Origin of the sequence: Campylobacter sp. IFREMER_LSEM_CL2151 (assembly GCF_025771725.1) — a bacterium.
GTDB classification, from domain to species: Bacteria; Campylobacterota; Campylobacteria; order Campylobacterales; family Campylobacteraceae; genus Campylobacter_D; species Campylobacter_D lari_C.
In genome coordinates, this window is sequence record NZ_JAKMQT010000002.1 from 16123 (window position 1) to 42533 (window position 26411).

The window sequence follows — 26411 nt, forward strand, 5'->3', positions numbered from 1 at the left end:
AGCCTCCTTAGATAATCTTTATCAGTTGGTTGGTTTTTAATTTTTCTATTAAATCTTTTAACTCATAAGCTTGTATGTTAAGCTTTGAAGCTATATCTAAAACATCATTTTTGCCATCACAATATGCTAAAAAACTAAGTATATTTTCAACTCTTCCTTCTCTTTTGCAATGGTCTATATATAAGTCTCTTTTGCCTAAATTGGGTTCGCAAAATACTGTATTTTGATAAATTTCATTCACTTCTAAATTCATAATGATTTCTTGCATGGCTTTTAAGCCACCTTGCAATCCTTCTTCGCTGATGAAATTTAAATCATCTTTGCTAGTGTGGTATTCTTTATAATCGCCAAATCTAGTCCTACATACACAAACTACAGGTAAATTTACTAAAGGAGCGCAGTATTGTCTTTCATCGCTTCCTCTATCTAAAAAGCTAAATTCTTTAAAATTATTTTTATCTTTTAAAGTATGCAAGGCTACTTTATCTGCTAGGGTATTTTCACTTGGAGTGTGAATGAGCGAGTAAGCATTATCATCACCTATACAAGAGAGTACAAAACCTGCTTTGATATGTTTTTGCAAGTGCTTTAAATGTTTACTAAGATAAACTATACTTCCTATAGTTTCAGGGGTAAAAATAAAACGATAATTGTATTTTCTCTCTTTTAGTTCTAAAAGCCATTTAGCTAAAAATGCAGCTACCACAGGGCCACTTAACTCGTTATTTGCCATAGATGGATGACAAAGGTAAGTAGAGATTAAAATTTCATCTTTTGTTTCTTGCGTGCTAGGTATGAGTAAATCAGCATAGTTTAAAACCCCGTTTTCATGGTGCTTTGCGTCTATGAAAACTTTATATTTTCCTTCTTTTAGTTTAACTCTATCTTCATGTTTTATGCAAAAACCCCAACGCCTTTTATAATAGCTTGTCACATAAGGTATGGCATCAGGTATATCCTCTATAGAGTAAAGATGTTCTTGTAAGCTTGCTAGATTAAGCTCTGTGTCTATGCCTGTGCTGTAGTTTAATACATGTAAATTATTTTGCTTAAAATCACAAATTTTTTCTCCATCTGGAGTGATGATATAAGCATCATTTATCTCCCATTCAGCAGGTACTTCCCAGTCAAACACTTTACTTCCACTTGCTATAGAGTGAATTTTTAATATACCCCCCCCCATAGCTTCATCAAGTATTTTTAAGCTTTGTCTAAAGCCAGCCCCTGTAATACTTCTACATATAGGAAAAAGCTCACAAGCTAGCTCATACATACTTTTACTCACAACAAGCCTTTTTAGTTTCTTCTAAGATCTTAAATAAATTATCTTTAATAAATTGTGCTTCTTTTAAACTCATTTCTTGATGAGCAGGTATGCTAAGCTCGGCTTTGTAAAAATTATCTGCATTTTCTAAAAATAAATTTCCATATAAATTTTTATAAAAACTAAACTCATAAGTTGGCTTATAATGCACTTGTACACCTATGCCTAAATTTAATAATTTTTCAAAAATGATTTCTTTTTGGCAATAAAATTCAGGAAAAAGCAAAATAGGGTATAAATGCCTTGAGCTTTTTTTATAATCTTTGATTTTTATAGTGCTAAAATAAGGATTTTTTTCAAATTCTTTATCATAAAAACTTGTGATGATTTCTCTTTTTTCTAGCATATTATCAAGTTTTTTAAGTTGGTTTATACCTAAAGCACAAGCAACATCACTTAAACGATAATTATAGCCTAGTTCAATCATATCACTATCCCAAAGCCTTTTTTTGACTATGCCATGACTTCTTAAAAGCTTGATTTTTGAGATTAATTCCTCATCATTGCTAACGACTGCACCACCCTCAAAGGTTGTAATAGGTTTAACCGGATGAAAAGAAAATATGCTCAAATCCCCCATAGAACCTACTTTTTGATCTTTATAAATAGCACCCAGGGCATGACTTGCATCATCAATTAGTGGGATGTTGTGTTGTTTAGCTAAGGCTAAAATTTCATCCATTTCTACGCTATTTCCCGCAAAATCAACCACGCAAATTGCTCCTATATTAGAGCTATCTTGGCTTAATCTTAAAGCAAGTTTTTTCTCATCAATATTTCCATCACTTTTTACATCTATAAACTCAACCCTAGCACCTGCCATTAAAGCAGCATTTGCAGTTGCAGCAAAGGTAATGGGAGTTGTTAAGACAATTTTTTCTTTTACTTTTAAAGATAAATACGCAAGGTGTAAAGCAGAAGTGGCTGAATTTAGCACGCAAGCATATTTTACACCCACATATTCACAAAGGGCTTGTTCAAATTCTTCAACCTTTCTTCCACCGGTTAAAAAATCATCTTTTAAAGCCTCGCAAACTACTTGTATGTCTTGCTCGTCGATATTTTGATGAGAATAAGTTATCATTTTTCAAGCTCTGTATGATTTATTATATTTAAAAGCTCTTCTTGGCTAATCCATGATGGATTATTATCTGAGCTATAAGAAAAGCCATTAGAAACTTTTTTGCCCTTTTGCCCTTTTGCATTTATGCTAAAATCAACATTAATATTATTAAATTGAATACTTGGACTAATGGCATAATAATTTTCAAATTCATAAGTTAAATGACTATCATCACTTGAAATCATAATTTCATGTAGTTTTTCACCTGCTCTTATACCTATGATTTTATGAGTTAAATTAGGAGCCATGGTTTTAGCTAAATCTACAATTTTCATAGAAGGAATTTTTGGTACGAAAATTTCCCCTCCATGCATATAGGCAAAATTATTCAGCACGAAATTAACCCCATCTTCTAAAGATATCCAAAATCTTGTCATTCTCTCATCTGTGATAGGAAGTTCTTTAGCACCTTCATTAATTAGCTTTTTAAAAAATGGTATAACAGAGCCTCTTGAGCCCACTACATTGCCATATCTTGTAACGCTAAATTTGGTATGAGAATTTCCTGCGATGTTATTTGCTGCTACAAAAAGCTTATCACTTGCAAGCTTTGTAGCTCCGTATAAATTAATAGGATTGCATGCTTTATCGGTTGAAAGAGCGATACATTTTTCTACATTATTTTCCAAACACGCATCGATTACATTTTGTGCTCCATGGATATTAGTTTTTATACATTCCATTGGATTATATTCTGCAATTGGCACATGTTTCATAGCAGCTGCATGAATGACAAAATCAACATCTTTCATTGCTATATTTAGTCTTTCTTTATCTCTTACATCGCCTATAAAATAACGCATGCAATTATCATTAAATTTTCTTGCCATTTCAAATTGTTTTAACTCATCTCTTGAATAAATGATGATTTTTTTAGGTTTGTATTTTTGAAGTAAAGTTTTAGTATAGGTTTTTCCAAAACTTCCTGTGCCACCGGTGATTAAAATGCTTTTTCCATTAAACATATTTATTTTCCTATTACTTGACTAAGTTTTTATATCGGCTGAAAATAAAATTATTTTAAAATTCTTGGTAAAGTTATACCTGTTTGAGCTTGATATTTACCTTTTTTATCAGCATATGTTACATCACAAGGTTCATCTCCTTGTAAAAATAAAACTTGAGCTATACCTTCATTAGCATAAATTTTAGCAGGTAGTGGGGTTGTGTTTGAAATTTCTATAGTGATATGTCCTTCAAAACCTGGCTCAAAAGGGGTTACATTTACTATAATACCACATCTTGCATAAGTGCTTTTGCCAAGACAAATTGCTAAAACATCATTTGGCATTTTAAAATACTCAACCGTTCTTGCAAGCGCGAAAGAATTTGCAGGTACTATACATACATCGCCTATAAAATCTACTACATTTTCTTCTACAAAATTTTTAGGATCTACAACAGTGGAATTTACATTAGTAAAAATCTTAAATTCTCTTCCAACTCTTATATCATATCCATAGCTTGAAAGCCCATAACTAACTATACCTTTACCTATATTTGCTTCACAAAATGGCTCTATCATATTGTGCTCTAATGCCATTTTTTTGATCCAATTATCTGCTTTTAAGCCCATTTTTGTCCTTTATAATTAAAGTGAATTTTTAAATTATATCTTAAAATAAAAGTAAAAAATAAATAATTGAAGTTATTTTTAGTATTTTTATATATAATTATAAATTAAGTCTTATAAACAAGGAGAATATATGACAAAAGAAGAAATCAAAGAACTAATGCAACTTTTTGCAGAAGCAAATATAAGCAAGATTAAAATAAAAGAACAAGACGGATTTGAAATAGAACTTGAAAGAGATATGTGCTGTGAATTACCAGCTCCAGCTCCTGTTGCTCCAGCTCCACAGCCAATTAATGTAAATGTAGTTAATGAAACCAAAGCAAGCTCAAACTCTTCTAATAAACCAACTATCAACAGTCCTATGGTAGGTACTTTCTATCAAGCTCCAAGTCCGGGTGCAGCACCTTTTGCTAAAGCAGGACAAACTATTAAAAAAGGAAGTACTATAGCAATTATTGAAGCGATGAAAATCATGAATGAAATCGAAGCTGAATATGATTGTAGGATAGTAGAAGTATTAGTTGCAGATGGTCAGCCTGTAGAATTTGGTATGCCTTTATTTGTGGTGGAGAAATTATAAAATGGAAATTAAAAAAGTTTTAATAGCAAATCGTGGAGAAATTGCATTAAGAGCTTTAAGAACTGTAAAAGAAATGGGAAAAAAAGCAATTTGTGTGTATTCTACTGCAGATAAAGATGCTTTGTATTTAAAATATGCTGATGCGAGTATTTGTATAGGAAATGCTAGAAGTTCAGAAAGCTATTTAAATATCCCAGCTATTATTAGTGCGGCTGAAATTAGCGAAGCGGATGCGATTTTTCCAGGATATGGATTTTTAAGTGAAAATCAAAATTTTGTTGAAATTTGTGCAAAACATAATATTAAATTCATAGGCCCTTCAGTAGCTGCTATGGCACTAATGAGTGATAAAAGCAAAGCAAAACAAGTAATGCAAAGAGCAGGCGTGCCTGTAATCCCAGGAAGCGATGGAGCTTTAGGTGGGGTTGAAGCAGCTAAAAAACTTGCTAAAGAAATAGGCTATCCTGTGATTTTAAAAGCAGCAGCAGGTGGTGGTGGCCGTGGTATGCGTGTAGTTGAAGATGAAAAAGATTTGGAAAAAGCTTATTGGTCGGCAGAAAGTGAAGCTATGAGTGCTTTTGGCGATGGCACTATGTATATGGAAAAATACATCCAAAACCCACGCCATATAGAAGTGCAAATCATAGGAGATAGCTTTGGTAATGTGATACATTTGGGTGAGAGAGATTGCTCTATGCAAAGACGCCATCAAAAGCTTATAGAAGAATCTCCTGCAATTTTACTAGATGAAAAAACAAGAGCAAGACTTCATGAAACAGCAGTTAAAGCTGCTAAGGCTATTGATTATGAGGGTGCGGGAACTTTTGAATTTTTAGTGGATAAAAATTTAGATTTTTATTTTATTGAAATGAATACGCGTTTGCAGGTTGAGCATTGTGTGAGTGAGATGGTAAGCGGGGTAGATATTATCGAGCTTATGATTAAAGTAGCAGAAGGGTATCCTTTACCAAAACAAGAAGAAATTAAACTTAAAGGCCATTCTATAGAATGTAGAATCACTGCCGAAGATTCTAAAACTTTCTTACCTTGTCCAGGTAAAATCACAAAATACGTAGCTCCAGCAGGACGCAATGTAAGAATGGAAAGCCATTGTTATCAAGATTATAGCGTACCTCCTTATTATGATTCTATGATTGGAAAATTAGTCGTTTGGGGAGAAGATAGAAACACGGCTATAGCTAAAATGAAAATAGCCTTGCAAGAGCTTATTGTAGGTGGGATAAAAACAACTAAAGATTTTCATTTAGCGATGATGGATAATGCAGATTTTATCAATAATAATTATGATACAAATTATCTTTCAAGACATTAATTAAGATAGGTTTTAAACCTATCTTAATTCTTCTATATGAGCATTTGCTCTTATTTTATCAAGATGATTTTTTAAGGCTTGTTCTCTTTGGGTTAGAGTATAGACATTGCTAACTTGATCTTTGATTAAGTCAAATTCGATAGGATTTTTACCATATTTTTCTTTTACAAAATACACTATATAAGCATTTTCGCCATTTAATACCGGAGTAAATTCTCCTATTTTTGTATTGTTTAATAAAGCAAGTAATCTTGGATCTATGCTAGCTGCGTTTAAACTAATGGCTTTTGATTTAATTTGAGAATTTTTATACATAGGATTTTGTGCAAGCTGTTGTAAAAGTTCTGGATTAGTAGAATTATAAACAACTAAGTCTATATTTGAAAAAGTGCTAAATTTATCAAGATTGCTTTCATAAAAATGTTTTAGTGTTTCATCATCGATATTGATTTTTGCATTTTGCATTATACTTCTATAAAGTTTTTCTCTTTCAAGATCTTTTTTAATCTTGTTTTTAAAAACTTCAAAACTTAAACCGTCTTTTTCTATCTTTGCTTGCAAACCATTAATGTCAGTTTTATTGCCTTTTGCTATTTGGGCTAATTTTTCATTAAGTTCAAAAGTACTTACATAAATTCCTAACTTTTTAGCTTCACTTTGTTGAATTTTATCATCTACTAAAAATGCTATAGCTTTTTGTCTATCGTTGGTTTTTAATTCTTTCATGGTTTGTTCTATATCATAAAGAGTAATAGGTTGATTTTCTACTACCATTGCTACGCCACCAAGGGTTTGAGCATATAAAATATTTGCAGCAAAACAACAAGATATTAAAAATTTTCTCATATAAAACCTTTATTTAAGTGTAAATATAGCATTATAACAATAAAAATTTAAAAAAGGTAAAAATATGCAAGAAATCACAACGCGTTTTGCTCCTTCTCCAACAGGATATTTGCACATAGGAGGGCTTAGAACGGCTTTATATAATTATCTTTATGCAAGAAAAAATAAGGGTAAATTTTTATTGCGTATTGAAGATACGGATTTAAAAAGAAATTCACAAGAAGCTACACAAGCTATTATAGAAGCATTTAAATGGTGTGGGCTTGATTATGATGGGACGATTGAGTATCAATCCCAAAGATTTGATATTTACAAAAAATACATTCAAAAATTACTAGATGAGGGCAAGGCTTATTATTGTTATATGAGCAAAGAAGAGCTTGATGAGTTAAGAGCTAAGCAAGAAGCAGCTAAAGAGCGTCCAAAATATGATGGTAGATATAGAGATTTTAAAGGAACTCCCCCAAGTGGTATTGAGCCTGTAGTGCGTATAAAAGCACCACAAAGCGGAGAGATTAAATTTATAGATGGTATTAAAGGCGAGGTTAGTTTTAAGGCTGAAGATATTTTGGATGATTTTGTAATTGCAAGAAGCGATGGTAGCCCAATTTATAATTTAACCGTTGTAATTGATGATGCGCTAATGGGTGTGAGTGATGTTATAAGAGGGGATGATCATTTGTCAAATACTCCAAAACAAATCGTTCTTTATGAGGCACTAGGCTTTAAAATACCTAAATTTTATCATGTGGCTATGATACATGGTGAAGATGGTAAAAAACTTTCTAAGCGTCATGGAGCAACTGATGTGATGGAGTATAAAAATATGGGGATTTTACCTCAAGCCCTGCTAAATTTCTTAGTGCGTCTTGGTTGGAGTCATGGCGATGATGAAATTTTTTCTTTAGAAAGCATGCAAGAGCTTTTTGATCCAAATCATATTAATAAAAGTGCTTCTTGCTATAATTTTAAAAAGCTAGAATGGCTTAATGCTCATTATATTAAAACCTTGCCTTTTGAAGAAATCAATAGACAATTAAAAGATTTAGGTTTTGATTTAAGTCAGTATGAAAAAGCAGGCTTTTTGCTAGATATGTTAAGAGAGAGAGCTAAAACTTTGCATGATATTATTAGCGGGGCTAAAGTGTTACTAAATGACCCAAAAGAATATGATCAAAAGGCTGTAGATAAATTTCTTAATGTAACAAATTTAACTTATTTGGAAAAATACGCTATGGTTTTAAGTGAGCAAAAAAATGCTTGCGAATTTGAAGAATTAACTAATCAATTCTTAGAAGAAAATAATCTTAAGTTAAAAGATCTAGCCCAAGCTATACGCATTGCACTCACTGGAAGCTCGGTAAGTCCTAGTATATTTGAAGTATTAGAATTTTTAGGAGTGCAAAAAGCTAAGCTTAGAATAGAAAATTTACTAACTTACATGAAGGAGAAATAATGAATTTAAAAGAAGAGGCTTTAGAGTACCACCTAGGTGGTAAAGTAGATATTATTGCTAGAAAGCCTATGGATAGTGCGCATGATTTGTCTTTAGCTTATTCTCCAGGGGTTGCTGAACCTTGTGTTGAGATAGCAAAAGATGAAACCTTAGCTTATAAATACACTAATAAAGCTAATTTAGTTGCCATAGTAAGTGATGGTAGTGCAGTTTTGGGACTTGGCAATATAGGAGCAAGTGCAAGTAAGCCCGTGATGGAAGGAAAGGCTTGTTTGTTTAAAAAATTTGCTAATGTTAATGCTTATGATTTAGAAATTAATGCTCATAGTGTAGATGAGATTGTTACCTTTTGTAAAGCTATAGCACCTACTTTTGGAGGAATTAATTTAGAAGATATTTCAGCACCAAAATGTTTTGAAATAGAAGCTGCTTTACAAGATCTTGGAATTCCTGTAATGCATGATGATCAACATGGTACTGCGATCATTTCTACAGCAGGATTAATGAATGCTATGGAAATTAGTGGTAAAAAATTTGAAGATATTAAAGTAGTAGTAAGTGGTGCGGGTGCAGCAGGTATTGCAAGTGCTAGAATGTATAGAAATTTAGGGGTTAAAAATATCGTTTTAGTAGATAGTAAAGGCGTGATTAATACCCAAAGAGATGATTTAAATAAATACAAACTAGAATTTGTAAGTGATACTAAAGATAGCACTTTAAGAGAGGCTTTAAAAGGTGCTGATGTGTTTTTGGGTTTAAGTGCACCTAAGATTTTAGATGATGAGATGATTTTAAGTATGGCTAAAGATCCTGTGATTTTTGCACTAGCTAATCCTGTGCCTGAAGTAATGCCTGAAGATGTTAAAAGGGTTAGAAATGATGCTATAGTTGGAACAGGTAGAAGTGATTATCCAAATCAAATTAACAATGTTTTAGGTTTTCCTTTTATTTTTAGAGGAGCCTTAGATGTAAAAGCGACTAAAATCACTGAAAATATGAAAGTAGCTGCTGCTAAAGCTTTGGCTGATTTAGCTAAGCTTGAAGTAACTGATGAGGTAAAACAAGCTTATGGAGTAGAGGAGCTTAGCTTTGGTAGAGATTATGTGATACCAAAACCATTTGATAGTAGGGTAAAAGCTGTAGTTAGTGCTGCTGTGGCAAAAGCTGCAGTTGAAGATGGAGTGGCTTTGGTGAAAGAATTTGACTATCAAAAATATCTAGCAAGCTTACAATAGTTTTTATAGATTAAGTTTTATTTAAAATATTTTTTTGAATAAAACTTAATTTTTATTTTTAATCTTTCAATTTGACTTTTCTATTATTTTAATTTTTTACTTAATAATCTAAGATTACAAAATAATTTTTTACAATAAATGTTAAATTTTGATATAAATTTTAGTATTGATTATATTTTTAATTAAATTAATTTATATTTAAGATATTTTTTTATAGGATACTAATACTTAATCATAGAAAGGCTAAGATGGTTTTTGGAAAGATAGATTATCTTAATTTACTCCCTTTGCATATCTATCTTAAAAAAACAGCTTTTCCTAGCTATGTTAAGCAAACTACAGAATACAAAAAAGGGGTTCCTAGTAAGCTAAATCGCCATTTGTATTTTAGACGCATTGACGCAGCGATTATTTCAAGTATTGAAAGTCGTAGAAAAAAATACAAAACCTTAAATGTGGGAATTTGCGCAAGCAAAAAGGTAAAAAGCGTTTTAGTGAAAAAACATTCTCAAAGCAAAGAAGATGCAAGTTCTGCAACTTCTAATGCTCTTGCAAAAGTTTTAAAGCAAAAAGGGGAGGTTATCATCGGTGATAAGGCTTTAAAACTTTATTTGCAAAATCCAAAAGATTATATTGATTTGTGTGAATTATGGTATGAAAAAACAAAATTACCTTTTGTTTTTGCACGTTTTTCTTGTGTTAAAAATTTTTCTATTTATAAAAAAATGATGAAAAATTTCACAAAAAGTAAAATTTTCATTCCACAATATATTTTGCTAGATTATTCTAAATCAAGAAATCTTTCTCAAAAGGAAATTAGCGCATACTTAAAGCTAATTTATTACAAAATAGGAACAAAGGAGCAAATGGCGCTAAAAAAATTTTTAGCTAAAACAAACAGCAAGATACTATAAAAAGGACAATTTATGAGTATGGCTAAACAATATATCAATGAAACTTTAGAAAAAATTCAAACAATTTCCCCAAGACAACCTATATTTTTTCAAGCAGCAACTGAGGTATTAAATTCTTTAGAACCTTTACTTGAATCTAATAAAACCTATCAAGATCATGCAATATTAGAGCGTATTGTAATGCCTGAAAAAACAACTATATTTAGAGTTGTATATATCAATGATGCAGGTAAAGCTCAAACACATTTTGGCTATAGAGTGCAGTTTAATTCTAGTTTAGGTCCTTATAAAGGTGGACTTAGATTTCATCCTAGTGTAAATTTGGATGTTTTAAAATTTTTAGGTTTTGAGCAAATTTTCAAAAACTCTTTAACGGGTTTGATGATAGGCGGTGCTAAAGGTGGAGCAAATTTTGATCCTAAAGGTAAAAGCGAAGCAGAAATTATGCGTTTTTGTCAAGCTTTTATGGCTGAACTTTCAAAAATCATAGGTGCAAGCACTGATGTGCCAGCAGGCGATATAGGGGTTGGTGCTAGGGAAATTGGATATATGTTTGGAGCTTATAAGAAAATTAGCTCTAATTTTGATGGAACTTTAACGGGAAAGAAAATTCCATGGGGTGGAAGTTTAGCAAGAACAGAAGCAACAGGATATGGTTGCGTGTATTTTACCCAAGAAATGCTAGCAAAATATAACAATGCATTAGAAGGAAAAGAGTGTGCAGTCTCAGGTAGTGGAAATGTGGCAATTTATACCATAGAAAAATTACACCAACTTGGTGCAAAAGCAATCACAATAAGCGATAGCGATGGATTTGTTTATGATAAAGATGGGATAGATTTAGATTTATTAAAAGAAATTAAAGAAGTAAAAAGAGCTAGGGTGAGTGATTATGCAGCGCTTAAAAAAGGTGCTATTTTTACTCCAAAAAGTGCGTATAAACAAGGTTGTAATGGAGTATGGAGTATACCTTGTGATATAGCATTTCCAAGTGCTACACAAAATGAGTTAAATTTAGAAGATATTAAAACCTTATATCACAATGGTTGTCGTATGGTAGCAGAGGGAGCTAATATGCCAAGCACACTTGAAGCGATTGATTTTATGTTAAATCAAAAAGACTTTTTATTTGCTCCAGCTAAGGCTGCAAATGCAGGCGGTGTAGCGACTTCTCAACTTGAAATGCAACAAAATGCAAGTATGTGTCAATGGAGTTTTGAGGAAGTTGATGCAAAATTGCATAAGATTATGAAAAATATTTTTGAAAATTCATATGAGTGTGCAAAAGCTTATAATCATGAAGGAAATTTAGTAGTAGGTTCAAACATAGCAGGCTTTAAAAAAGTAGCTGATGCGATGATTGATCATGGTTATATTTAAAAAGATGGCTTAAATGCCATCTTTAATGCATATAAAAAAAGCTTGTTATTTGATTAGCAATTTTTTCTTCTAAAGATTCTTTGGCTCTATCTATATTGCTAAGATAAGCAGTTCTTGCTAAAAGTGAGGTGCTTTGAGTAGAGTTTTTGGAGCTAATTTGTAAATTAACTTGCAAAAGATAATAATTTTCTACTTCCATTTCAAAAACATCATCTATTTTATCAAAGTCATTATAAAAAAATCTCGCATTAGAAGCAATTAGTCTTTGTGCGTAAGAAAATTTTTTAAAATCTACTATATTGATATAAATTTTATAATCACTTTGAGTATTATCTAAAACCAATCCTAAATTTTGTAATTTTTGAGTGAGTTTGGCTTCTAAATTTGTGTTTAATTTTGAAGGATTGTTGATGTGTAAAGAAAAACTTTGATTTTTATTAGCATGTAGGAAAATACCCTCATTGTTTGTTTGGATAAAAGTTTGCATAGGACCTGTGCAAGCACTTAAAAACAGTGCAAGCACAAGTAAGAAAAAATTATTTTTGAGCATCGATTATGGTTGGTACGGCACGAAGACCAAGTTTAGAGTATTTTGCAAAAGTTTCTCTTACTGCTTTAACTTCAGCTTCACTAGGCTTTTTATAATCTTTTAAATTTTTATCATAGTATTTTTTCATGATAGCAATTTTTTGTGCATCATCTTTAGCATTTTTACTTTCTTTATAAATTAATGCAGATTTTTCAAATGCGCTTGTATCATGGATAGGGGTTAAGATAAATTTAACTTGATGAGTTTTTAGTGTTTCTTCTATCTTATCTAAATGCATTCTACAATATGGACATTCAGGATCGCTAAAAACATAAAGCAAAGGTTTGTTTTTATCACCTAAAGAAACAAACATTTTTTCTTTTTTAAGTTCTACTAAAGCTTTTTTTGAAAATTCAGCTTGTTGTTTTTCCATGAGTTTTGCTTGATAAACTTGAGAATAAAACTCACCTTTTTTTACATCAATTACTTCGGTTGTGATGATATTATCTTGAGTGAAAACGATTTCTTGGAAATTTTTACCACTAATTTCAAAATTAACTATCACAGCTTCAAAGTTAGTATCAGGAATTTTTTCTCTACTAGAAACACTAATATTTGCATTTGATAAATTTGGATTTTTCTTAAAAAAATTAATAATTTCTTCATTACTTGCAGCAAATAAAGAGCTAGCAAGAGTTAAAAGAGCTAGAGATTTTTTCATTTTTTTCCTTTAATTTAAATTTGTATCATTATAAAATGTAAATTTTAACACTTAGACTTTTAGCATTCTTTTTTCCTCGATTTTTATCACTTGAGGATAGTTTTTATCAAGGTATTCTAAATAAGCTATGGCGTATTTTCTTGAAATTTGAAAATGATTTTTTACAAAAGCGACATCTAAATGATGATCTTGCAAAAGCTTTAAAAACTCTTGCATTATATTTTCAAGGGCATTTTTTTCTATAAAAAGATTATGCGCTAATCTTTTGACTTTGTTTTCTTTGGTGAGTTTTTTTAAGATAAGATCTCCATTTTTCCTATCAAGCTCTAAATATTCATAAAGATTATAAGGTGCGGTAGGTTTTATGCCTTCTTTTTTTAAAATTTCATAAAGCTCACAATGAGCCTTTTCTTGTAATTTTTCAAAATTTTGTCCTTTTAAAAACCATATGCCGTCTTTAAAATCTAATTTTTCTTGCATTTGCTTGAGTACATAAGCACAAAAGCTCTCACTTGCCCAGCTAAGCCTTAAGGCGATAGAATGAGGCGAGATTAAAGCATAGGGATTTTTAGAGAAAATAAAATCAATAAATTCTTTCAAAGTTTGCATAGCATTTAAATCATATATATTTAAAGCTTGCTCATCGACAAAAACATGATCTAAGCTTTTTGCTAGGTTTAGGGCTTGCTCATGAGTGAGTTTAAAGCGTTGATAGCTTGAAAGTAAGCCAAAGCCAAGTTTGTGAGTTTGTTTTAAAAACTCAAATACTTTTTTAAAATCTTTTTGTTCTAAAAGTGCTAAATACTTAGCTTTTATATCTTTTTTTAAAGGCTCACTCACTGCATTTAATACTACACCACCACTTTTAATACGCCCATTTTCAAGCAAGATAAATTTATCATCAAAACACAAAGGTAAGCTTTTATCAAACTCTAAGCTAATATAAGTTTTATCTTCAAATTCTTTGATTACACTAATTTTTGTATTAAGCTTTTTTGAGCCACTACAAAATTCTAAAATACTTCCGTGTTTAATCTCTGTATTAAAAACAACCCCATCGATACTTTTAAAGCTTTTAAAAACACCTTTTTTGCTTAATACATAGCCTTTTTTTAACTCATGATAATCACAATTTAAACTCAAAGCAACCCTATTATAAGCCTTTGCTTCTAAAACATTTTCTTCATGAATTTGTATATTTTTTACAATGATATCTTTTTGATTTTCAAGGCAAAAGATTTTTTCATTTTTACTGATTTTTCCTTCATTTAAGCTCCCTGTTACTACCGTGCCTATACCTTTTAAAGAAAAAACTCTATCAATGTAGTATCTAAAAATCAAATTTTCATCATTTTCTTTAGGCTTTAAACTAAGCAGATAGTTTTTTAAATTTAATATACTTTGCTCATCATAAATACTTGTTGGAAAAACTTTTAAGATATTGATTTTAAAGGCTTTTAATTCTTTTAAAAGCTCTTCTTGTTTTTGTGTTAAATTTTTACATAAATCAACCTTACTTAAAATAAGCACCACATCTTTTACGCCTAAAAATTCCAAAACCCTTAAATGCTCTATACTTTGAGCCTTTAAACCCTCATTTATATCTATGACAAACATACATACTCTAAAGCCAAAAGCACCACTTATCATAGTTTTAATCAAACTTTCATGTCCAGGCACATCGATAAAAGCAATATTTAAATTTTCACTTTTTAAATTTGAAAAGCTAAGATTAATCGTAATACCTTTTTCTTGTTCTTCTTTTAAATTATCACCTTCAAAACCATTTAAAGCTTTAATAAGAGAAGTTTTACCATGGTCAATATGCCCAGCGGTGCCTATGATAATACTATGCATGAAATACCTCTTTGATAGCGTGGATTAAACGGTTTAAATCTTTTTCTAAAATACTTCTAAAATCTAGCACAAAATGTCCATTTTCAACACGGCCAATCACACCTTTTTTTCTAAATTTTTCTTGTAAAGGTAAAGCTTTCTCATCAAAACTTAATACAAAAGTATCTAAGCTTTTATCGGGCATAGAGCCACCACCTACTAAACTTTTAGAAGCTTTTAATTCACACTTAATAGGAATTTTTTCTTTGACAAAAAAAGCCTTTTTTTCTATGGTTTTTAAATCATCATTTAAAAGTTTTAGTGTAGGGATTTTTTCATATTCTTTTTCTAGGTATGCTTTAGCAGTTTCATTTAAAAAAGCTAGAGTGATTTTATCAACCCTTAGCATTCTTAGAAGTTGATTTTTCTTTAATTGTTGAATGTATTTTTTCTTTCCAAGTATAATGCCTGCTTGAGTAGAGCCAAAAAGCTTATCGCCACTAAAACTTAAAATATCACAATGTTTTAAAAGCTCTTTTACACTTGGCTCATTTTTACTAAGTTGTTTATTAATCTTTTCACACCAGCCAGCACCCAAATCATAATAAGATATGAGTTTTTTCTTTTTTGTTAAAGCATGAATTTCACTTAAGCTTACTTCTTCAAAAAATCCTTTAAAAGCAAAATTAGAGCGATGAGTTTTTAAAATCATCTTAGTATTTTCATTGATAGCTTTTTCATAATCATATAAATGAGTTTTATTAGTCGTGCCTATTTCTTTTAGCCTAACACCAGCTGCTAGCATAACTTCAGGAATTCTAAAATTTCCCCCAATCTCAACTAACTCACTTCTTGAAGTAATAACTTCCTCATTTTTTGCTAAGGTATTTAAGATTAAAAATACAGCTGAAGCGTTATTATTAACAATCAAGCAATCTTCACAATCAAATAATATTTTTAAATTCGCACTAAGTGCGTCATACCTTGAGCCTCTTTTGCCACTTTGCATGCTAAACTCTAAATTTGAATAAGAGCAGATGATTTCTTTAGTTCTTTCAAAAATACTCTCGTCAATAATACTACGACCAAGATTAGTATGAATGATAACTCCAGTAGCATTGATCAAACTTTGACTTTGCATGTTTAAAAACTCATCAATACTTTGAGTAATTTTACTTAGCAAATCTTGCAAGCTAAAATTTAAATTTTCATTTTTACTTAGTTCTTTTTTACAATTTGAAACAACTATTTTTGCAAAATGAGATCTTAAATATAAAGGGTAATTAGCCAAGTTTTCATTGTTTATAAGTGTGTTTATGGGTGGAAAATTTCTAAATTTGTTCATCTTAAACCTTAAGAATAAATTAGTAAAATTATAACTTTTTTATAATGAAATTTATATAATTAAGATTAAAAAATTTAAAAGAGAGTGTTATGAAAGATTTTGTATTTTTAGAAAATGAAGATTTAATTCCTTTAAGTGATGATATTAGTATAGTTCAAAAAGCCTGTAATGAAGAAGTTTTTATAGGAAATTCAAAGCTTTTAAACCCTGAGGTTTATGCACCTGAGATTAATTTTTACCTTAAAAACTCACAAGATGATGTGCTAAAAAAAGCTAAAACTATTGAGTCTTTATATAAGATTAGATCTAAAGTTTATGATTTAGGACTTGATTTGGAATACACCAAAGAAGTGGGTAAAAATGTAATTATTGTAAGCAATGAGGATCAAAATGAGCTTATAGAAAGTTTAAAAAAACAAGAATACAAGGTTTTAAAACTAAGTAATGAGCAATGCTTGGGTGTTTTAGGTTGCGTGGGCGAGCTTTGCGTGATAGCTTTAAAAGATAATGAGCAAGTAGAGATTGATTGTGATTTTTTCTTATATGATGTAAAAAAAGAAAGTTTTGATCAACAAAGTGGTTGCTATGATTTAACTACTTTAAGTCAAGAAGAAATTATAAAACTTTTAAATTCTAATTCTCCAAAATATAAATTTAGAAATTATATTAGTTATGATGATAGCATTTGTCAATACCATGAAAGAAGAAGTGTTCATTGTGGAAAATGTGCTGAAATTTGTCCTAGTGTAGCTATTTTAAAAGATGATGAGCAAAGAAAATTAGAATTTTCTCATGTAGATTGTTTAAGCTGTGGTGATTGTGTGGGGATTTGTCCTAGCGGGGCGCTTGATTATGCACCTATGCCACGTAATAGCTTTTATGAAATTTTAAAATTTTATGAAGATAAAATCATTTTAATAATCCCTGAGAAAATGTCTATAGAAAATTTAAATATCACTTTAAAAGAAGATGTAATGCCTTTTATGATTAAAGGCGAAAACTATCTTGATCAAGCGCATTTTTTAGCTATGCTTCAAACAAGTGGTGCGAGTGTGGTTTTTTATAGTGATGGCTTATCGCAAGGTGCTTTAGAAGTGATAGCTTTGATGAATGAAATTTTTCAAAGAAAATTTAAACAAAATGCAATTTTTCTAGCTAAAGATGAAAAAGAACTTTTGGAGGCTATAAATCAAGCACATTTTATAGAAAATCTTAAATTTATATCTTATAATCCTGCACTTTTAAAAAGAGAAGATTTTGCTATAAGATTAAGAGAGCTTATAAAAGAAGAAAATTTAGGCAATATCCCAAGCAAAGAATGGATACGCTATGGAAAAATCACTATCAATACAGATACCTGTACCTTATGTCTGTCTTGCGTGGGAGCTTGTAATGTAGGAGCTTTAGTAGCTGATACTAAGGATAATTCTTTGAAATTTAATGCAAGCTTATGTACTACCTGTGGATATTGTGAGGCAAGTTGTGCTGAAAAAGATACTTTAATGCTTCAAAGAAGTGGGATAGATTTAGAAAAAGAGTATTTTTCTTTTATGGTTTTAGCCCAAGATGAACTTTTTGCCTGTGTAGAGTGTGGAAAAGAATTTGCTACTAAAAAAGCTATTGAGAAAATCGCTAGCATTATGAAGCCAAGATTTATGGGTGATGAAGCTAAGATAAAAACACTATATTGCTGTGCTGAATGTAAAGCAAAAGTAATGATACAAAGTATGAATGTGCTTTAAGCCAAAAGGCTTAAGCACTAAGTTTTAATCCCACCACTCCAGTGATGATTAAAATAATAAAAATGATTTTATTAAGAGTAATTGCTTCTTTAAAGATTAAAAATCCCACCACACTAACTAATGCCAAACCACAACCTGCCCAAGTTGCATAAGCTATACTTAAATCAATTTTTTTCAAAGCATAAAATAAACCTACTAAAGAAAATGAAAAAAACACCGCAAAAACGATTAAATAAAGATTATTTTTACTTATGCTTGCATACTTCATCGAGCTTGTTGCAATCACTTCAAAAACTATACTAATTGCTAATACTAACCAATGCATTTTATATCCTTTTAAATTAATTAAAAATGAAACTACAAAAGGATAAAAGGTGGAGCTATGGCGTAGAAAAAATAACCATATGCAGTTTTTATCTTCCATTTTGTCCATAAGCTAGTATAAAATTTTAAGATAAAAAATCCATAAGTCATTTATAACCTTGCAATAATTTATCTTATTTTAGCATTGTTTTTTATATCTTAGTTAAATTTAGCGCAAAAGCTTTTTGACTTAAAAGCACTTCATCATTTTCTTTGAAATCTTTAGCTTCTAAAGGGCTTAGTGCTACTTGACTGATTTGATTACCTATGGCAAGTATGGCTATAAATATGCTATCTTGTTTTTGTAGTTTTAAAATGCGTGCTTTTATAGCAAATTTTTGTGAGCCTTGTGTCTTTAAAAAAACTTCATTAGGTGAGCCTTCTTTAATGATAGTTCCATTTTCTAAAATGATGACTTTATTGGCTAGTTTATAAACTTCACTTACATCATGGCTGATTAAAATAGTAGTGATTTTATAAGTTTTATGTATATTTAAAAGATAATCATGCAAGTGTAGTTTTATCTCATCATCTAAGGCGCTAAATGGCTCATCTAAAAGTAAAAGTTTGGGTTTTTGCATAATGGCTCTTGCTAAAGCTACGCGTTGTTTTTGTCCCCCGCTTAGTTCTAAAATATGACTTTTTTTGTGTTTGCTTAAATCTAAAAGTTCTAAAAGTTCATTAGCAAATTTTAGATCTTTTTTGGCAAAAAGTAAGTTTTGCTCTACATTCATATTTTCAAATAAAGCATAATCTTGAAAAACAAAGCCAAGCTTTCTTTTTTGTGGACTTAGAAAGTTTTTATCATCAAAAAATATCGTATTATTAAAAGTGCAAATTCCTTGTGCTTTTTCAAAACCTGCTAAAATTCTCAAAAGCGTAGTTTTACCACTACCACTTTTTCCAAAAATAGCACAAAAATCCCCTTCTTTAACTTCAAATTTAACATTAAGTTTAAATTCTTTTTCTTTATTTTTAAAGATTTTTTCAAAGTCAAGTTTTAGCATAAATACTCTTTGATAAATAAAGCACTAGGATGTACATAAGCAAATACAAAATCATTTTTTTGATAATTTTGCTCTAAAAACTCATGGGTGCTAATTTGAGCTTCGAAAGTGCAAATTTCATTTTCTAATCTTACGATAGTGATGATTTGTCCTTGAAAAATATCAATGATTTTTGCATAAAAGGTATTTAAAAATGAGTTTTCTAAATTTTTTTTACTAAGCAGGCATTCGCTACTTTTAAAAGCAAGCAAAACTTCTTGATTAATGCTTGCTTTTTCATCAAGTTCTAAAGCAAGCATAAATAATTTATGTTTTTTTATAAGAAATTCTACCCAGTTTATATTTTCATGATTTTTTATAGTGTTTATTTTAGCTTTAATCATGGGATATTATAGCCATAAGCTTTGAAAATTTCCTTAGCCTTTTTGCTTAAAATAAAATCATAAAATTTCTTAGCTTTGGCATTATCTTTACCATAAGAAGTGATGATAATACCTTGATTGATTGGCTCATAAAGATTTGGATCGATTAAAATATAATTTTTTCCTTCTTGGAGTTTATAAGATTTTAGTGTATCTTCATATAAAGCACTTGCTGCTATAAAACCCACATCGGCTGCTTTTAATGTTTGAGTAAGTGCTTCTCCTATGGATTTTGCTTCGATGATTTTAGCTTTTGTTTGCTCATAAATTTTAGCATTTTGTAAAGTTTCTATACTAGCTTGACCATAAGGAGCAGCTTTGGGATTAGCTATGGTGATGATTTTTATTTTTTCTTCTTTAAGTGTGTCTAATCCTTTGCTTAAATCCATTCTAACACTGAGTAAAGCCAAAGCTCCTTGAGCATAAATAACAGGTTTTGTACTAGCAAAATTATCATCATATAAGCTTTGTGCAAATTTCATATTTGCAGCCATAAATATATCAAATGGCGCTCCATTTTTAATTTGTGAGACTAAATTTCCACTAGCGCCTAAGCTTACATTGATACTAATATCAGGGTTTTCTTTTTGAAATTCTTTTTGCAAGGCTTTAAAAGCATAAGCTACATTTGCAGCTGCAGCGATATTTACATCAGCGCTATAACCAAAAATGCACAAAAAAAGTAGGGTGAAAATTTTTTTCATTTTTTATCCTTTTAGTAGTAAATTTTGAAAAAATTATAGCTTATTTTTAAAAGCAAAAATAAATTTGTATTTTTTGCATATTTTCTAAGACTTATTTCATAAGCAAATAAAAAATTTTAATTTTTTTAAAGAATATTTTAAAAGCATTTTAATGTAAAAATTTATTTTAATTTTTGTATAATTTAAGATTTTAATTTATGAAATTTTAAAAGGAAAAAGCTTGTTAAAATACATACTAAGTTTGTGTTTATTTTTTAACACTTTGATTTTAGCAAATGACTTTGAAGATTTTGAACAAGAATATCAAAAAAAAGAAGTCAAAGATAGCTTTTATACCTATAATAAAGCTATGAGTAAGTTTAATTATGATCTTTATACTTATTTTTTAAGACCGGTTGCACTTTCTTATAAAAGTATTACTCCAAGTTTTATAAGAACAGGGGTAAAAAATGCTTTTGATACCACAAGATCGCCTTTTAGATTTATCAATCACCTTTTAAGTTTAGAATTTAGAAAAGCTGGCGAGGAATTTGGAAGATTTTGTGTGAATGTGATTTTTGGATTTGGTTTGTTAGATAGTGCAAGTAAAACTCCTTTAAAAAGTTATGAGGCTGATTTTGGAACGACTTTGGGTAAATGGGGAGTGGGCAGTGGACCACACCTAGTGCTTCCGCTTTTAGGTCCTTATAATGTAAGAGATGCTTTGGCTTTGCCTGTAAATTGGTTTATGGTGCCTGAGGGGTATATTGAGAATTTTTGGGTTGGTGTGGGTGTAAATGCTGCATTAAAACTTAATGAATTAAGTTTTGAGTATGAAAAAATAGATGATATTTACCAAAATAGTGTAGATTATTATACTTTTATACGCGATGCGTATGAACAAAGACGCCAAGAACTCATCAAATAAGGAGATAAAATGAAAAAAATCATAGTATTATTTTTTAGTGTAGTATTTGTTTTTGCTCTAAATTTGCAAGATATTTCTAAAACCATGCAAGAAAAAATTGATGAGAGCTTAAAAATTTTAGATCAAAATAAAAACGATAAAACCAAAGCAGCGGAAAAAATTTTTGCTTTATTTGATGGTGTTTTTGATTATGAGCTTATGGCTAAACTTAGTCTTTCTACAAGATATGAAAAATTAAGTGAAAATGAAAAAAATGAATTTAACAAAGCTTTTGAAAAAAACCTTAAAAAAAGTTTCACAGATAAGCTTGCTTTGTATGATTCTCAAAAATTAGAAGTGATTAATTTAGAAGAAAAAAATAAAAGAGCCTTTTTAAAAACTTCTATGATAGTAGATGGCAAAGAAAATTTTGTAATTTTTAAATTTTATGATAAAAATAATGATTGGCAAATTTATGATGTAGATATTTTTGGTATAAGTATCATACAAACTTATCGCTCACAATTTAAAGATGTCTTACAAAATGGCGATTTTAAAACCTTGCTTGAAAAGCTTTCTAGTGTTGATTTTTCTAAATAATGCTAAGTAAAATTTTAAAAATCTTTCTTAATTTCCCAAAGCTAACTTTGGGGATTACTTTAATCTTTTGTATATTTTTTAGTTTTTTTGCTAAAAATTTAAGTGTTGATGCAAGTGCTGAAAGCTTGCTTTTAGAGCATGATGAGGGTTTGAAGCTATATAGAGAAGTTTCAGCACGTTATGGCAATGATAATTTTTTAATGCTTGCTTTTGCTCCTAAAGATAAAGATATTTTTGCTAAAGAAAATTTAGAAACTATAAAAAATTTAACTCTTGATTTAGAAAAAATCAATGGTGTGCAAAAGGTATTTTCTATCACTAATGCGCCTTTACTTGCAAGTTCTAAAGGTAAAGAATTAAAAGAGCTTATCCAAAATATACCTAATATTTTTAGTCAAGATGTGGATATTAATCTAGCTAAAAAAGAAATTTTAAACCAACCCTTTTATAAAAATAATATCATCTCAAAAGATGGAAAAACAACAGGAATTTTGATTTATCTAGCGCCTGATCTTGTTTATAATGACTTGATTAATTCAAGAGATAATGCAAAAAGTGAAAATGAAAAAGAGCATTTTAGAGTCTTGATTAAAAAACACCAAGAAAATTCAAGAGAATTTAGCGCAAAAAGATTAGAAGAAATTACTAAAATAGTATCTAAGTATAGTCAAAATGGAGACTTTTTGCACCTTGGCGGTGTAGAAATGATCGCTAATGATATGATTAATTATGTAAAAAGTGATTTAAAAATTTATGGTCTTAGTTTAATAGGACTTTTATTTATAGCACTTTGGTGGTTTTTTGGCTCTTTGCGTTTGGTGTTTTTGGCTTTGGGAATTTGTGTGGTTTCGCTTTTTACTTCAAGCGGGATTTTCGCACTTTTGGGCTTTGATATTACCGTAGTGTCTTCAAACTATGTAGCTTTAGTGCTTATTATCACTGTTTCTGTTGTGATACACTTAATCGTGCATTTTATAGAAAATTTACACAAACACCCAAAAGCTAGCGTTTATAAGCTTTTACTCTCAACCTTACTTGATAAAGCAAGTCCTAGTTTTTTTGCTATTTTAACCACAGTTGTTGGGTTTTTAAGTTTTGTCTTTTCAGATATTGAGCCTATTATCAAACTTGGTATTATGATGAGTCTTGGTATCAGTGTGAGTTTGATTTTAGCTTATATTTATTTTGCAAGTATTTTGGTACTAATGCCGCGTTTAAATTTTAAAGAGCTTAATCAAAATCCGTTAAAATTTTTAAGTTTTTGTGCAAATGTAAGTTTAAAACATAGAAAAGTTATCTATGGCATAAGTTTATTTTGTGTGGCTTTTGCTTTGTATGGAATTTTACAAATTAAAGTAGAAAATAGCTTTGTGAGTTATTTTAAAGATAGTTCTAGGATTAAACAAGGTTTATTGATTATAGATAAAGAACTAGGCGGAACTATGCCTTTAGATGTGATTGTTAAGTTTAAGCAAGATCTAAAACAAAATGAAAGTTTAGATGAGTTTGAACAAGAATTTGATGATTTGGCCAAAGATGATAGGTATTTTTTTAGTAGTGAAAAAACAAGAATAGCTGCTAAGGTTCATGAGTTTTTAAGTAAGCAAAAATATGTAGGCTCTGTGCTTAGCTTACAAAGTTTGCTAGAGCTTGGAAAAAGCATTAATAATGGCAAGGCTTTAGATGATTTTGCCTTAGCGTTTTTATATGAAAATTTAGATGAGAATTTTAAAAAGCAAGTTTTAACCCCTTTTGTAAATGTAGAAAATAATGAGTTGCGATTTAGCGTGCGTATGCTAGATAGTGATCCAAATTTAAGACGCGATGCTTTTTTAAAACAGCTTGAAAAAGACTTAAAAGAACTTTTGCAAAATGATAATGTAGAGGTTAAAATCAGTGGTATTATGCCTTTGTATAATAATATGCTTCAAAGTCTTTTTTCATCACAATTTGACACTTTAGCCTTTGTGGTGCTTGTGATTTTTGCTTTGTTTGTGGTGATTTTTAGAAGTTTTGTTTATGCTTTTGTGGCGATTTTAGCTAATCTCATACCTTTGGCTTTAGTATTTGGCTTAATGGGTATTTTAAATATACCACTCGATGTTATGAGCATTACCATAGCTGCTATTTGTATAGGAATAGGGGTTGATGATATGATACATTATATTCATCGTTTTAAAGAAGAATTAAAACATAAAAGCTTAGAAGAGGCTATAAAAGCTTCACATATGGGTATAGGAAGTGCGATTTATTATACTAGTGTTACGATTATTTTAGGCTTTTTAGTGATGATTAGTAGTAATTTTATCCCAACGATTTATTTTGGCTTGCTTACAGTTTTAGCTATGAGTTTGCTTTTGTTTGGTTCGCTTTTTTTATTGCCAAGTTTTATTTTAAGCTATCATTATCTTAAGCAAAATTATAATAAAGCAACATCCAAATCACATAAAGCCCAAAAGCAATAAGCATATATTTTATAAATTGTTTCATTAATACTCCATTTTTTCTAATACTCTTAAAATATAAGTAGCAAACATTAGTGCTTGTGAGCGGTGTGAAATTTTTAATTTTACTTGTTCATCTAATTCGCCCAAGGTTTTATCAAAACCTTTTGGGATAAATAAAGGATCATATCCAAAGCCATTATTACCCCTTGGAGTATCAATAGCAAGGCCATGCATATATCCATGCGTACTAAAATGTCCATATTTTGAGCTTATGGCTATGGCTGCAGTGTAAAAAGCTTTGCTTTGATGTAGATTTTTTTCATGTAAGGCTTGGATGAGCTTGTTTCTATTGGCCTCATCAGTGCCTTCTTGAGAGTATCTTGCAGAAAAAATCCCTGGTGCATTGTCTAAAGCCTCTACGCTTATACCACTATCATCACTTAAGGTGATAAATTCATCTTGCTTTTTGCCTAAAGCATTAAAAATAGCTTTAGATTTTATCAAAGCATTTTCTTTAAAACTTGTGCCATCTTCGATGACTTCAAAAGGGGTGATGATTTCATTTAAGGCATAAATTTCATAAGTAGTTAAAAATTTTTTGATTTCTTCTACTTTGTGTGCGTTAGAAGTTGCTAGAATGATTTTTAATTTTTTCTTCATAAATTACTCTTTTTGTTTTGACTTTAAAAAAAGTTTATCAAAATCATAGTAAAATTATCCTTTATAAGGAGAAAAGATGTTAAAAACCGTTTTACCTTTGTCTTTTATTGTAGGAACTAGATTTTTTGGATTGTTTATAGTTTTGCCGGTTTTAAGTTTATATGCTTTAAATTTAAAAGGAGCCAATGAGTTTTTAGTAGGGCTTTTAGTAGGTGTGTATGCTCTAACTCAAATGGCATTGCAAGTTCCTTTTGGAATCATTTCAGATAAAATAGGACGTAAAAAAACTATGCTAATAGGACTTGTGGTGTTTATCATAGGTTCTTTGGTATGTTCATATGCTGATGATATTTATACGATGATGTTTGGAAGGCTTTTACAAGGAGCAGGAGCCATAGGAGCAGTAGCTACTGCTATGATAAGTGATTTTATCAATGAAGAAAATCGCGGTAAGGCTATGGCTATCATGGGTTCATTTATAGGACTTTCTTTTGCAGCTTCTTTGGTGCTTTCTCCTTTAATGAGTGCTAAATTTGGACTTTCAAGTTTGTTTGATTTAAGTGCTATTTTGAGTTTAATTTGTATCGTGCTTTTATTTAGCGTTGTGCCAAAAGAGCATACAATAGTACATGAAAATACTAAAACCCCATTAAAAAAACTTTTAAAAGAAAAAAACTTAGCTTTGATGAATCTTACTAATTGTATGCAAAAAATGCTTATGAGTATTGCGTTTTTAAGTATTCCTTTGGTTTTAGTACATGAGTTTAATTACCCAAGTGAGAATTTATGGCATGTTTATGTTAGTTCTATGGTGCTTGGGTTTTTAGCTATGGGTTTATCAGGATCTTTGGGAGAAAAAAGAGGCTTAAGTAAAGAGATATTGCTTTTAGGTGTGGCGTTTTTTATCATAGCTTATATTATATTTGCTTTTTCGCATAATGCTTTAGTGTTTATGGTGGGTGTTGTAGTGTTTTTTATAGGATTTAATTTACATGAGCCTATTATGCAAAGCTGTGCGAGTAAATTTGCTAAGGTAAATGAAAAAGGCGCAGCTTTGGGTGTGTTTAATGCTTTTGGCTATTTTGGAAGCTTTTTAGGTGGTGTTGTTGGAGGGTATTTTTTACACCATTTTAGTTTAGTTGCTCTTGCTTTTATTTTGATAGCTTTGTCTTTGATTTGGTTTGTGTTGCTTTTGTTTTTACAAAGTCCAGCAGATTTTAAAAATGTCTATTTATCTTTAGAAACAAAACATGATTTAAATAATATTAAAGGCATAAATGGAGTTTTAGATGTGTATAAAAACTCTAAATTTTTAGTGATTAAATACAACAAAAAACTTACAAGCGAAGAAGAAATTTTAGCGATTATTGAAAAATAATCGC

Annotated in this window: 25 protein-coding genes; 11 read left to right on the top strand and 14 right to left on the bottom strand. The window is 30.1% G+C overall.

What is annotated here, in order from left to right:
* Positions 1 to 7 precede the first annotated feature (7 nt).
* Genes L8V82_RS01950 through dcd form a run of 4 tightly spaced genes read right to left on the bottom strand, consistent with a single transcriptional unit; the run spans position 8 to position 4023 of the window.
* On the bottom strand, positions 8 to 1273 hold the full coding sequence (locus tag L8V82_RS01950) for a DUF4910 domain-containing protein (RefSeq protein ID WP_263723953.1): 1266 nt from the start codon (positions 1271 to 1273) through the stop codon (positions 8 to 10).
* Positions 1274 to 1277: 4 nt separating this feature from the next.
* Positions 1278 to 2408 carry a UDP-4-amino-4,6-dideoxy-N-acetyl-beta-L-altrosamine transaminase gene (gene pseC / locus L8V82_RS01955; RefSeq protein ID WP_263723822.1) on the bottom strand — a complete coding sequence of 377 codons (1131 nt, stop codon included), beginning with the start codon at positions 2406 to 2408 and terminating at the stop codon, positions 1278 to 1280.
* Complete coding sequence (gene pseB / locus L8V82_RS01960; protein ID WP_263723823.1) at positions 2405 to 3412, bottom strand: UDP-N-acetylglucosamine 4,6-dehydratase (inverting); 1008 nt, start codon at positions 3410 to 3412, stop codon at positions 2405 to 2407. Before pseB ends, pseC begins: the two co-directional genes overlap by 4 nt.
* A gap of 50 nt (positions 3413 to 3462) precedes the next feature.
* A complete protein-coding gene (gene dcd, locus L8V82_RS01965; RefSeq protein WP_147574697.1) occupies positions 3463 to 4023 on the bottom strand; it encodes a dCTP deaminase in 561 nt (186 codons plus the stop codon).
* Positions 4024 to 4153: 130 nt separating this feature from the next.
* Between dcd and accB the strand changes: the two genes are divergently transcribed.
* Positions 4154 to 4603, top strand: coding sequence for an acetyl-CoA carboxylase biotin carboxyl carrier protein (accB, locus tag L8V82_RS01970; protein ID WP_039626958.1), 450 nt, complete (start codon positions 4154 to 4156; stop codon positions 4601 to 4603).
* A 1-nt stretch (position 4604) separates the two neighbouring features.
* Positions 4605 to 5936, top strand: coding sequence for an acetyl-CoA carboxylase biotin carboxylase subunit (locus tag L8V82_RS01975; RefSeq protein WP_039619123.1), 1332 nt, complete (start codon positions 4605 to 4607; stop codon positions 5934 to 5936).
* A gap of 18 nt (positions 5937 to 5954) precedes the next feature.
* On the opposite strand, the gene L8V82_RS01980 is transcribed toward L8V82_RS01975, so the two are convergent.
* Positions 5955 to 6782: a peptidylprolyl isomerase gene (locus L8V82_RS01980; RefSeq protein WP_263723824.1), complete on the bottom strand. Its 828-nt coding sequence runs from the start codon at positions 6780 to 6782 to the stop codon at positions 5955 to 5957.
* A 64-nt stretch (positions 6783 to 6846) separates the two neighbouring features.
* Here L8V82_RS01980 and gltX point away from each other — a divergent pair, with 64 nt between their 5' ends.
* The 4 genes from gltX (at position 6847) to gdhA (ending at position 11767) form a co-directional block, all read left to right on the top strand.
* Positions 6847 to 8238, top strand: a complete 1392-nt coding sequence (gene gltX, locus L8V82_RS01985; RefSeq protein WP_263723825.1) for a glutamate--tRNA ligase — start codon at positions 6847 to 6849, stop codon at positions 8236 to 8238.
* On the top strand, positions 8238 to 9473 hold the full coding sequence (locus tag L8V82_RS01990; protein ID WP_039628903.1) for a malate oxidoreductase: 1236 nt from the start codon (positions 8238 to 8240) through the stop codon (positions 9471 to 9473). Before gltX ends, L8V82_RS01990 begins: the two co-directional genes overlap by 1 nt.
* A gap of 248 nt (positions 9474 to 9721) precedes the next feature.
* Positions 9722 to 10387 (top strand): 6-amino-6-deoxyfutalosine synthase, encoded by a 666-nt coding sequence (locus tag L8V82_RS01995; protein ID WP_039626949.1) that lies wholly within the window; start codon positions 9722 to 9724, stop codon positions 10385 to 10387.
* A 12-nt stretch (positions 10388 to 10399) separates the two neighbouring features.
* Positions 10400 to 11767: an NADP-specific glutamate dehydrogenase gene (gene gdhA / locus L8V82_RS02000; RefSeq protein ID WP_263682761.1), complete on the top strand. Its 1368-nt coding sequence runs from the start codon at positions 10400 to 10402 to the stop codon at positions 11765 to 11767.
* Between the two features lie 22 nt (positions 11768 to 11789).
* Here the strand turns inward: gdhA and L8V82_RS02005 are convergent, their stop codons facing one another.
* The 4 genes from L8V82_RS02005 to selA are packed head-to-tail and all read right to left on the bottom strand — an operon-like array spanning position 11790 to position 16198.
* Positions 11790 to 12317: a hypothetical protein gene (locus tag L8V82_RS02005; protein ID WP_258108843.1), complete on the bottom strand. Its 528-nt coding sequence runs from the start codon at positions 12315 to 12317 to the stop codon at positions 11790 to 11792.
* Positions 12304 to 13017 carry a thioredoxin fold domain-containing protein gene (locus L8V82_RS02010; protein WP_039642184.1) on the bottom strand — a complete coding sequence of 238 codons (714 nt, stop codon included), beginning with the start codon at positions 13015 to 13017 and terminating at the stop codon, positions 12304 to 12306. Before L8V82_RS02010 ends, L8V82_RS02005 begins: the two co-directional genes overlap by 14 nt.
* A gap of 51 nt (positions 13018 to 13068) precedes the next feature.
* Positions 13069 to 14874 carry a selenocysteine-specific translation elongation factor gene (selB, locus tag L8V82_RS02015; RefSeq protein ID WP_263723826.1) on the bottom strand — a complete coding sequence of 602 codons (1806 nt, stop codon included), beginning with the start codon at positions 14872 to 14874 and terminating at the stop codon, positions 13069 to 13071.
* Positions 14867 to 16198: an L-seryl-tRNA(Sec) selenium transferase gene (selA, locus tag L8V82_RS02020; RefSeq protein ID WP_263723827.1), complete on the bottom strand. Its 1332-nt coding sequence runs from the start codon at positions 16196 to 16198 to the stop codon at positions 14867 to 14869. The genes selB and selA overlap by 8 nt, the downstream gene beginning before the upstream one ends.
* Positions 16199 to 16287: 89 nt before the next feature.
* Here selA and L8V82_RS02025 point away from each other — a divergent pair, with 89 nt between their 5' ends.
* Positions 16288 to 17940 (top strand): 4Fe-4S dicluster domain-containing protein, encoded by a 1653-nt coding sequence (locus tag L8V82_RS02025; RefSeq protein WP_263723828.1) that lies wholly within the window; start codon positions 16288 to 16290, stop codon positions 17938 to 17940.
* 10 nt (positions 17941 to 17950) lie between these two features.
* On the opposite strand, the gene L8V82_RS02030 is transcribed toward L8V82_RS02025, so the two are convergent.
* The 4 genes from L8V82_RS02030 to modA all read right to left on the bottom strand — a co-directional run bounded on the left by L8V82_RS02030 (position 17951) and on the right by modA (position 20436).
* Entirely contained in the window at positions 17951 to 18265 is a 315-nt protein-coding gene (locus L8V82_RS02030) for a DMT family transporter (protein WP_087700472.1), read from the bottom strand.
* Between the two features lie 190 nt (positions 18266 to 18455).
* Entirely contained in the window at positions 18456 to 19310 is an 855-nt protein-coding gene (locus L8V82_RS02035) for a sulfate/molybdate ABC transporter ATP-binding protein (protein ID WP_263723829.1), read from the bottom strand.
* Positions 19304 to 19693: a hypothetical protein gene (locus tag L8V82_RS02040; protein ID WP_263665390.1), complete on the bottom strand. Its 390-nt coding sequence runs from the start codon at positions 19691 to 19693 to the stop codon at positions 19304 to 19306. Before L8V82_RS02040 ends, L8V82_RS02035 begins: the two co-directional genes overlap by 7 nt.
* Positions 19690 to 20436: a molybdate ABC transporter substrate-binding protein gene (gene modA / locus L8V82_RS02045; RefSeq protein WP_263723830.1), complete on the bottom strand. Its 747-nt coding sequence runs from the start codon at positions 20434 to 20436 to the stop codon at positions 19690 to 19692. Before modA ends, L8V82_RS02040 begins: the two co-directional genes overlap by 4 nt.
* Positions 20437 to 20656: 220 nt before the next feature.
* On the opposite strand from modA, the gene L8V82_RS02050 reads away from it, so the two are divergent.
* Genes L8V82_RS02050 through L8V82_RS02060 form a run of 3 tightly spaced genes read left to right on the top strand, consistent with a single transcriptional unit; the run spans position 20657 to position 24387 of the window.
* Positions 20657 to 21343, top strand: coding sequence for a VacJ family lipoprotein (locus L8V82_RS02050; protein WP_263672312.1), 687 nt, complete (start codon positions 20657 to 20659; stop codon positions 21341 to 21343).
* Between the two features lie 9 nt (positions 21344 to 21352).
* Positions 21353 to 21922, top strand: coding sequence for an ABC transporter substrate-binding protein (locus tag L8V82_RS02055; RefSeq protein WP_263723831.1), 570 nt, complete (start codon positions 21353 to 21355; stop codon positions 21920 to 21922).
* Positions 21922 to 24387: an efflux RND transporter permease subunit gene (locus L8V82_RS02060; RefSeq protein ID WP_263723832.1), complete on the top strand. Its 2466-nt coding sequence runs from the start codon at positions 21922 to 21924 to the stop codon at positions 24385 to 24387. Before L8V82_RS02055 ends, L8V82_RS02060 begins: the two co-directional genes overlap by 1 nt.
* A gap of 24 nt (positions 24388 to 24411) precedes the next feature.
* On the opposite strand, the gene rdgB is transcribed toward L8V82_RS02060, so the two are convergent.
* On the bottom strand, positions 24412 to 25029 hold the full coding sequence (gene rdgB, locus L8V82_RS02065) for an RdgB/HAM1 family non-canonical purine NTP pyrophosphatase (protein ID WP_263723833.1): 618 nt from the start codon (positions 25027 to 25029) through the stop codon (positions 24412 to 24414).
* 76 nt (positions 25030 to 25105) lie between these two features.
* On the opposite strand from rdgB, the gene L8V82_RS02070 reads away from it, so the two are divergent.
* Positions 25106 to 26407: an MFS transporter gene (locus tag L8V82_RS02070; protein WP_263723834.1), complete on the top strand. Its 1302-nt coding sequence runs from the start codon at positions 25106 to 25108 to the stop codon at positions 26405 to 26407.
* Positions 26408 to 26411 lie beyond the last annotated feature (4 nt).

Coding starts and splice junctions, on each gene's coding strand:
- L8V82_RS01950 (WP_263723953.1), bottom strand. CDS start 1,273: ATGTATGAGCTAGCTTGTGAGCTTTTTCCTATATGTAGAAGTATTACA.
- pseC (WP_263723822.1), bottom strand. CDS start 2,408: ATGATAACTTATTCTCATCAAAATATCGACGAGCAAGACATACAAGTA.
- pseB (WP_263723823.1), bottom strand. CDS start 3,412: ATGTTTAATGGAAAAAGCATTTTAATCACCGGTGGCACAGGAAGTTTT.
- dcd (WP_147574697.1), bottom strand. CDS start 4,023: ATGGGCTTAAAAGCAGATAATTGGATCAAAAAAATGGCATTAGAGCAC.
- accB (WP_039626958.1), top strand. CDS start 4,154: ATGACAAAAGAAGAAATCAAAGAACTAATGCAACTTTTTGCAGAAGCA.
- L8V82_RS01975 (WP_039619123.1), top strand. CDS start 4,605: ATGGAAATTAAAAAAGTTTTAATAGCAAATCGTGGAGAAATTGCATTA.
- L8V82_RS01980 (WP_263723824.1), bottom strand. CDS start 6,782: ATGAGAAAATTTTTAATATCTTGTTGTTTTGCTGCAAATATTTTATAT.
- gltX (WP_263723825.1), top strand. CDS start 6,847: ATGCAAGAAATCACAACGCGTTTTGCTCCTTCTCCAACAGGATATTTG.
- L8V82_RS01990 (WP_039628903.1), top strand. CDS start 8,238: ATGAATTTAAAAGAAGAGGCTTTAGAGTACCACCTAGGTGGTAAAGTA.
- L8V82_RS01995 (WP_039626949.1), top strand. CDS start 9,722: ATGGTTTTTGGAAAGATAGATTATCTTAATTTACTCCCTTTGCATATC.
- gdhA (WP_263682761.1), top strand. CDS start 10,400: ATGAGTATGGCTAAACAATATATCAATGAAACTTTAGAAAAAATTCAA.
- L8V82_RS02005 (WP_258108843.1), bottom strand. CDS start 12,317: ATGCTCAAAAATAATTTTTTCTTACTTGTGCTTGCACTGTTTTTAAGT.
- L8V82_RS02010 (WP_039642184.1), bottom strand. CDS start 13,017: ATGAAAAAATCTCTAGCTCTTTTAACTCTTGCTAGCTCTTTATTTGCT.
- selB (WP_263723826.1), bottom strand. CDS start 14,874: ATGCATAGTATTATCATAGGCACCGCTGGGCATATTGACCATGGTAAA.
- selA (WP_263723827.1), bottom strand. CDS start 16,198: ATGAACAAATTTAGAAATTTTCCACCCATAAACACACTTATAAACAAT.
- L8V82_RS02025 (WP_263723828.1), top strand. CDS start 16,288: ATGAAAGATTTTGTATTTTTAGAAAATGAAGATTTAATTCCTTTAAGT.
- L8V82_RS02030 (WP_087700472.1), bottom strand. CDS start 18,265: ATGCATTGGTTAGTATTAGCAATTAGTATAGTTTTTGAAGTGATTGCA.
- L8V82_RS02035 (WP_263723829.1), bottom strand. CDS start 19,310: ATGCTAAAACTTGACTTTGAAAAAATCTTTAAAAATAAAGAAAAAGAA.
- L8V82_RS02040 (WP_263665390.1), bottom strand. CDS start 19,693: ATGATTAAAGCTAAAATAAACACTATAAAAAATCATGAAAATATAAAC.
- modA (WP_263723830.1), bottom strand. CDS start 20,436: ATGAAAAAAATTTTCACCCTACTTTTTTTGTGCATTTTTGGTTATAGC.
- L8V82_RS02055 (WP_263723831.1), top strand. CDS start 21,353: ATGAAAAAAATCATAGTATTATTTTTTAGTGTAGTATTTGTTTTTGCT.
- L8V82_RS02060 (WP_263723832.1), top strand. CDS start 21,922: ATGCTAAGTAAAATTTTAAAAATCTTTCTTAATTTCCCAAAGCTAACT.
- rdgB (WP_263723833.1), bottom strand. CDS start 25,029: ATGAAGAAAAAATTAAAAATCATTCTAGCAACTTCTAACGCACACAAA.
- L8V82_RS02070 (WP_263723834.1), top strand. CDS start 25,106: ATGTTAAAAACCGTTTTACCTTTGTCTTTTATTGTAGGAACTAGATTT.